The 6,643-nt window shown below is 69.0% G+C and carries 8 protein-coding genes; 2 read left to right on the top strand and 6 right to left on the bottom strand.

The features are described 5' to 3' along the window. The 4 genes from LQ326_RS46570 to LQ326_RS46555 all read right to left on the bottom strand — a co-directional run. A partial coding sequence (locus tag LQ326_RS46570) for a replication initiator (protein ID WP_234545276.1) occupies positions 1-911 on the bottom strand: 911 nt, incomplete at its 3' end. Positions 912-1,209: 298 nt separating this feature from the next. Then, positions 1,210-1,407, bottom strand: a complete 198-nt coding sequence (locus LQ326_RS46565; RefSeq protein WP_234545274.1) for a hypothetical protein — start codon at positions 1,405-1,407, stop codon at positions 1,210-1,212. Further along, entirely contained in the window at positions 1,404-2,705 is a 1,302-nt protein-coding gene (locus LQ326_RS46560; protein ID WP_234545273.1) for an FtsK/SpoIIIE domain-containing protein, read from the bottom strand. The genes LQ326_RS46565 and LQ326_RS46560 overlap by 4 nt, the downstream gene beginning before the upstream one ends. Then, positions 2,705-3,052, bottom strand: coding sequence for an SCO3933 family regulatory protein (locus tag LQ326_RS46555; RefSeq protein WP_234545272.1), 348 nt, complete (start codon positions 3,050-3,052; stop codon positions 2,705-2,707). The genes LQ326_RS46560 and LQ326_RS46555 overlap by 1 nt, the downstream gene beginning before the upstream one ends. A 167-nt stretch (positions 3,053-3,219) precedes the next feature. On the opposite strand from LQ326_RS46555, the gene LQ326_RS46550 reads away from it, so the two are divergent. Beyond that, positions 3,220-3,999 carry a GntR family transcriptional regulator gene (locus LQ326_RS46550; RefSeq protein ID WP_234545271.1) on the top strand — a complete coding sequence of 260 codons (780 nt, stop codon included), beginning with the start codon at positions 3,220-3,222 and terminating at the stop codon, positions 3,997-3,999. A 407-nt stretch (positions 4,000-4,406) separates the two neighbouring features. Here LQ326_RS46550 and LQ326_RS46545 read toward each other — a convergent pair whose 3' ends face one another. Together LQ326_RS46545 and LQ326_RS46540 are read right to left on the bottom strand one after the other, a co-directional pair. Continuing rightward, complete coding sequence (locus tag LQ326_RS46545) at positions 4,407-4,703, bottom strand: hypothetical protein (RefSeq protein WP_234545270.1); 297 nt, start codon at positions 4,701-4,703, stop codon at positions 4,407-4,409. A 318-nt stretch (positions 4,704-5,021) separates the two neighbouring features. Beyond that, positions 5,022-5,591 carry an ATP-binding protein gene (locus tag LQ326_RS46540; protein WP_372497143.1) on the bottom strand — a complete coding sequence of 190 codons (570 nt, stop codon included), beginning with the start codon at positions 5,589-5,591 and terminating at the stop codon, positions 5,022-5,024. Positions 5,592-5,834: 243 nt separating this feature from the next. Here LQ326_RS46540 and LQ326_RS46535 point away from each other — a divergent pair. Further along, positions 5,835-6,643 (top strand): NsdA family TPR-like regulatory protein (locus LQ326_RS46535; RefSeq protein WP_491074098.1); only part of this gene is annotated, 809 nt, incomplete at its 3' end.

Raw genomic sequence — 6,643 nt, 5'->3', positions numbered from 1 at the left:
ACGGCGTCATCGTCGGGGCCGTCGCCGTCGGCGCGCAGGGGCCGGGCGTCCACCTGGGCGCCCCAGCGCAGGGCCAGTTCTCCGACGGCCGGGCTGTAGGGGGTATGGACCAGGACCCGCCGGGCGGAGGCGTGCACGGCCTTGATGAGCAGTTCCGCGGTGCCCCAGGCCGGAGGTTCGTCATCGGCCCCGTTCGGTCCGTCGAGGCGTACGACGGCGTGTACGTGGACGGCCCCGCGTTTCTGGTACTCGGCTACGCGGGCGAAGGACAGCCGGGCGTGGTCGGCGAAGCGGGACTGTACGAGGCCGACGGAGGCGGCCAGGCGCCGGCGGACGTCGATGACGAACCGGTCCCACAGCTTGGAGGCGTGTGCGTGCCACAGCACGTGGCCGGTGTAGTCGTAGCAGTCGGCGCACAGCGGCTGGCCGATGGCTGGAGTGTCTGGCGCGTGTACGGCGCGGCAGCCGAGGGGCCGCTCATGCTCGCAGGTTCCACCGTCGCGGCGAGGACGGCACACGTCCCCGGACCGGTGAACGGGGCTGAAGGACGGGGCGGTCAGGGTGACGAAAAGCCGGGGGCGGTGCCGGACCGTGGCGGGGACGTTCTTGCCGCCCAGCAGGCCAGCACGGACGAGGTGGTACGTGTCTCCGGCGTGGAGGCGGGAGCAAGCCGGGCAGACGGTCGCCCGGCGGTTGCGGCAGCGGACGAGGAGGCGTTCGCCGGGTTCGGTGCGGGTGTCGTAGTGGTGGAGGATCTCGCCGGTGGTGCCGTCGAGGGTGGTGGTGGAGCCGGAGAGGTGGATGGGGTGGGCGCATCCGCCGGTTGCGGTGATCTGCTGAAGCCAGCGGGGGAAGTTCGGGTCTTGGGCGAGGCGGATGGCGTCGCGGTCGGTTTCGGGGAGCTGGCGCAGGCGCGCCGCGCGGTCGAGGGCGGCGCGCCTGTCAGCCGGGGTGAACTCCGGGGTGATGGTGGTGACCTTCCGGGGTGGGCCGCCGGGGCGGCTCGGTGGGTGGGTGGTGGTGCGCCGAGATCCATGGGTTGTCCTTTCGGTGGTCCGGTCAGTGGGTTTGCTGTTCAGCGGATGGTGCCGGTGCCCCGGCAGACGCGGCAGCGCCGCAGCCGTCCAGTCCAGGTCTTCCGTGCTCCGTCGCCCTTGCAGTACGGGCACCTCACGCGAGGCATGGGCATGGTGGTGGTCCCTTCTGTGCTCAGTGGTGGGAGAAGCCGCTGATGACCCAGGTCACGAGTTCGTGGACCGTGAGGCCTACGGGTGTCTGGCCGAGGTAGAGGCCGAAGAGGCCGACGCAGACGGCTTCCCAGGGGCGGACGTCGCGGGAGCGGACGAGGAGGACGGTGATGATCCCGAAGATCACCGCGAACCCGTAGGCCGTGCCTTCGCTGATCACTTGGCGTCTCCTTCCAGCACCGCGAGAGCGCGGGTGAGGGCGGGCAGTTGAGGGGTCAGCGCGCTGTACTTCCGGGCCCTCGACACGGCCTCTTCAGTCGAGGTGAGGTGAGAGCGGGCACGGCTCCAGCCCCCGTCCGGAGCGGTGCACACGGCCACCCCGCGCTCCTCTGCGGTGATGGATTGGGCCACGGCAACGGCGTCCTTGTTCAGGTCCCCGAGCGTCATTTCCGCCGTGCCGGGATCGTTGACGCGGTGACAGATCCGGCCGCCAAGCTGGGCACGCAGGGCCGTGACACCGGGGCCGAGGTCGGAACCGACCCGTTGCCCAGCGACGACCAGGTGCAGGCCGAGCGCGGCCCCGAGCTGGGCCAGCCGAAGCAGGAGCGTGGAGCACTGCTCCGCCTCGGTCTTGCTCTCGCGGGTGCCGTCGGACAGGTACAGTTCGGCGATCTCGTCGACGATCACGACGATGGGCACCGGGCGGAGCTTGTCGGGGAGCTCCCAGATCGAGCGGACGCCGGCCGACCGGCAGGCACTCATGCGCTCCCGCATGTCGGCCGCCAGTGCGAAGAGCACGGTGACCGCTTCGCTGCGGCAGGTGGCCAGCGCGCTCAGCCGTCCGGCGAACAGGCCGAGTTCCATGCCGCCCTTGCAGTCGATACCGATCAGAGCGATCCGCTGCGGGGCCAGCTCTGTGATCAGCCGCGCCAGGAGGGTGGATTTGCCGGAGCGGGTGGCCCCGGCGATCAGCCAGTGCGGCACCAGTCGCAGGTTCATGACCCAAGCGCCGCCGGACTCCAGGACACCGATGAGAGCCGACAGCAACTCGGCGGGGGCCGTGGCTAAGCCGGGCCGCTCCAGCGGATCGGTGGCCGTCGCGGTCAGCAGGACGAGCCCGCGTTCGGGCGAAGTGACCCGGACCGCGTGGACCTTCCATGCGTGCACGAGGGCATCCGCCGCCTTCATGTACGTCGCCGGGGTCTGTCCGGCATGCAGGCGCACGGTCACCGTCAGGCCCATGCGCGTCGCACGAGGAAACGAGGCCCGTGGGATGAGCGGCCGGAGCGGATCGCCCTTTACGACCAGGTCGCCGAGAAGCCCACGGGGCGGGCGCCGGGACACGGACAGGTCGTTGAGCATCGCGACCTTGCGCCAGGTCGCCACCACGCGGAAGGCGGTGGCCGGGTAGCCGACGAGGTACCAGTGCCAGACCGGACGGTGCCGACGCACCAGGTCACTGACGACGAGCATCCAGGCCAGCACGGCGAGAGCGAACGCGATCGGGATAAGTCCCATCAGGCGTCACCGCCCTTGCCGTGCACCGGAGTTCCGTGCACGGGCGTGATGGCGTCGGCGCGGAAGCTGACGCCGTGCCGGTCGCCCATCGACCAGGCGAACGCGGTCAGCCCGGTGACCTTGACGATCATTCCTTCCTCGATGCCCTTGGGCTGGCCGCTGACGGCGATCTCGATGACGGAGATCCGCCGGCCGTCCTGCCGCACGGTGACCGCCACGGTCCAGACCGGGTTGCCGTCCCGGTCCCTCTTCACCTCCTGTGTCTCGGAGTTGGTGATCTTCGCTTCAGGCGCGATGGCGCACCGCAGTACGCCCAGCCGCGCCGTGTCCACGGGAATGGACTGCATTTCTTCGGCCTCCTTGGCCAGTCGAGACGCCAGACTCACTCTGACGTCACTCGTCCTAACGAGTTATGAGTGTGGAGTGCTGTACGGCGAGTCCGCAACTACTTATGCTGACGAGTGACGCCGCGCGTGCGACGTGCCTACGACCCCGACCCGTCGGAGATGCCCAGATGTCGGAGATCCAGCGCCCCGGAGCCCTCTACCAGCAGGTGGCCGCCGCGATCCGCGAAGCGATCCTGTCGGGCGAGTTCGCCCCCGACTCCCTGCTTCCGTCCGAAGCCCAGCTCATGACCCGCTATGGCGTCTCCCGCCCCACCGTCCGCAACGCCATAGCAGCCCTGCGCGCGGAAGGCCTGATCGACGTACGCCACGGCAAGGGCAGCTTCGTCCGGTCCGACGGACAGCCATCGCTGACGATCGAGCGCCGGATCAGCCGCACGCCGGACGGCAAGTTCGTCATGCCCAACGGCGACGTCTGGCAGGAAGCCGAAGAACCGCACACCTACCGCACGCACACCACGAAGGCCACCGGCCGACTCCTCCAACTCGGCGAGGAGGAGGCCCTGTTCGGTTGTGACCGGCTGCTTCTCGATCCCGGTACGGGGACGCGTGCGATGCACCGGACGTTGATCCCGTTCGCCGTGGCTGACGTGGTTCCGGCACTCGCCGAGGATCCGTACAAGCGGTCGGGTGCCCTCTACCGGCAGCTCACCGAGGACGGTCACAAGCTCACTTGGTCCGAGACCGTGCGCGCCCGCATGCCGCTGCCCGACGAGCGCACCACGCTCCAGCTCCCCGACGCGACTCCGATCCTGCACCTGGCCCGCGTCACCCACGACAGCGACGACCGGCCCCTGATCCTCGAAGAACTCCGTATCGGTGCCGACCGCGCCGAACTCGCCTACCGGATCAGCGCCGACAAGCAGCCCGCGCGAGGCACCCGCCATTGACCTGGGTCGAGGATCGGTCGAAACAGCCTTCACTTCCTCAAGGGCGCGCCTTCGGCGCGCCGGGGCGCCCGGCCGCCCCGGCCGGGCGTGCGGCGTGGCCGCCGGTCCCATCCGGTCGGCAGACGCCCCCGCACCCAGGACGCCCAAGGAGTCGAGGCGTCGACCGGCCGACGGGGGCCGGGGTCCGCGGGGCTGGGGGTCGCCGGCCTCCGAGACTTTAGGCAGCTCCCATGGGGCGAGCCTCGAAGAACAGGGGGCCGATCGGGCTCTTGCGGGCAGGTCCAAAGACTGCCCGATCCGCTGGCGAGCGTAAGGCCCCCTGTTCACTCGCCCCATGGCAGCTACCGCCCAAAGTCTCTGCGGCCGGCGACGTGCCCACGCACACCACTCACCAGCGGAAACCCCCCTCACGCTGCACCACCATCGCCATCCGCGCGCGCCTCCAGGAGCGCGGCGAGTCGGTCCACCGCACCAGGCCAGGCCGCCAGCCGTACGACGCCCTGCCCGTCCTCATTCGTCGAGGCGACGGCCCGCACAACGGACAGTTCGAAGCCCACGCTCAGGAGCGCCCGATTCAGGCGATCGGCAGACTCCCGCGCCTCACGCCACCCCGCGATGTAATCGACGCCGGACGCCCAGAACCCGAAGTCCGCGCCCGGGACATCGAGCCCATCACTCAGCCAACCCTCACCGGAGCCAGTCACCTTGCCCACCTCTGCCCTGATCTAGGTAACGGATCGTCAACTTCCTGGGACCAGGGCCGAAACGCAGCACGACGGCCCCGGTACCATCAGGCACCGGGAACCGTCGCGTTCCCAGCCGGGCCACCCTTCGCTTCCTAGGGCTGATGGGGTGGCCCGGCCTATTGGGGATGTGAAGCGCGGCCCCTCACTCGGGAGGGGAGACTCCGGATGTCCGAGAGGCCGCGCCCCGTGGCCGGAGTGGTCAGACTCCAGCCGGTGACCGGGTCGCCGCCCGCTCCCGATCGCGAGGGAGAAAGCCAGGCGGCGACCCGGCGTCTGTCAGGCCGCGTACTCGGCCCACCACTCGTCCCAGATCCGATCGAGGTCGAGGCGACACCACACTGTCTTGCCAGTGCCCTTGAGTCCCGGCGACCACCACACCGCATCAGCCAGCCTCTGAACGATCAGCAGCCCGCGCCCGCGATCCGGTAGAAGAGCTTCGCTGAAGTCACCGGCCAGATCGGGCGAGAGGAACTCACCGGCGGGAAGGTCCGGCGGAGTCGAGTCCTCATCTGAGACGCCGATTGCCAGCAGTCCGGGCCAGGTCATCAGTCTTACGTCGATGCGCCGCTTGGCACCGGGCATCGCCAGGCGTTCATCCGGTACCGCGTGGTGGACGACGTTCCCAACCAGTTCTGACACGATGAGCTGAACGTCATCGATGGCGTAGCGCAGGCTCCAAGCCTTGAGGTAGGAACCCACCAGGTCCCGCGCGGCCTTCACACAGTCCGCGTCCTCGGCATAGACCGTCAGCGCCCGGAAATGGCCGCTGGAAGGGTCGTACAACGAGCCGTGCGTAGTCCTCCCCATTGGGGCGTTCGCTGTGTGTTTGCTCTGCCGCGCTTCCACCGCGTTCCCTCCCGAGCGCTGGCGAGCCCTACGGCCCGCCGATCTGTGACAACCAGTGAACGGCGCGGCAGGCTCAGCCGGGAGCGTTCACCAGGGGGTTCATCCGAGCATTTGCAAGGCGAAGGGGGGTTCAGGAATGAACCCCCCAGCCGGATAGCGCTGTGACAAGATGAACACTCGCCGTCATTCTCGGGTTGGCAGGGGAGCATGAGCCGAGAGCCCAACGCGCAGTTGATCGCCGTCATGAGCGAAGCGAAGGTCTCCAACAAGGGTCTTGCGAAACGCATGACGGACGAGGCCTACCGGCGAGGCACGGAGCTGGGGACAACGCACGTCTCCGTACAGCGTTGGCGCAACGGCTCAAGCATCAGGCCACAGACAGCGGCGATCATGGCGGACGTCCTCTCGGCCAAGCTTGGCCGCCGCATCACGCCCGCCGATCTCGGATTCTTCGGCGACACCAAACCGACCACGCCAGAGCCGATCGGCTACCCCGGCACCGTTCCCGATGTCCTGTCCGTGCTTGACGGACTCGCCCAGGAGCGCGCCGACGCTCCTACGTCGGACCGACTGATCATCGCGGAGGCCGACGTCAGCTCCGCCGTCCTGACATGGATGATCGCGCGCCCCGACGGCATCCAGGCGGACAGGCCGGCTCTCCAACGAGTGGGCATGCGCGATGTCCGGGCGATCAGGGACGCCGCCGGGACGTTCATGGCCCTCGACTTCAAGTACGGCGGAGGCCACGGTCACAAGGCATTACGCCACTACTTCCGGCACGAGGTGCTGCCCCTCCTGAACGTCAGCTACAGCGAAAAGGTGGGAACTGCGTTATTCGGCGCTGCCGCCGAGGTGTCCCAGTTGCTGGCATGGACCGCGTACGACGCCGGTAACCAGCGACTCGCCCACCACTACCTGACGTCCACTCTGCGCCTGTCCCAGGTCATCGACGACCGCATGTTCGGCGCCCGCATCCTGGGCAACCTCAGCCACCAGGCCAACTACCTCGGTAACCACGCCCAGGCCATCCAATACGCCCGTGCCGCCGTCGA

This window comes from Streptomyces shenzhenensis (genome assembly GCF_021462265.1).
Lineage (GTDB): Bacteria > Actinomycetota > Actinomycetes > Streptomycetales > Streptomycetaceae > Streptomyces > Streptomyces shenzhenensis.
The sequence above is the reverse complement of the archived record's forward strand: the minus strand, read 5'-3'. Positions and strand labels throughout refer to the sequence as shown.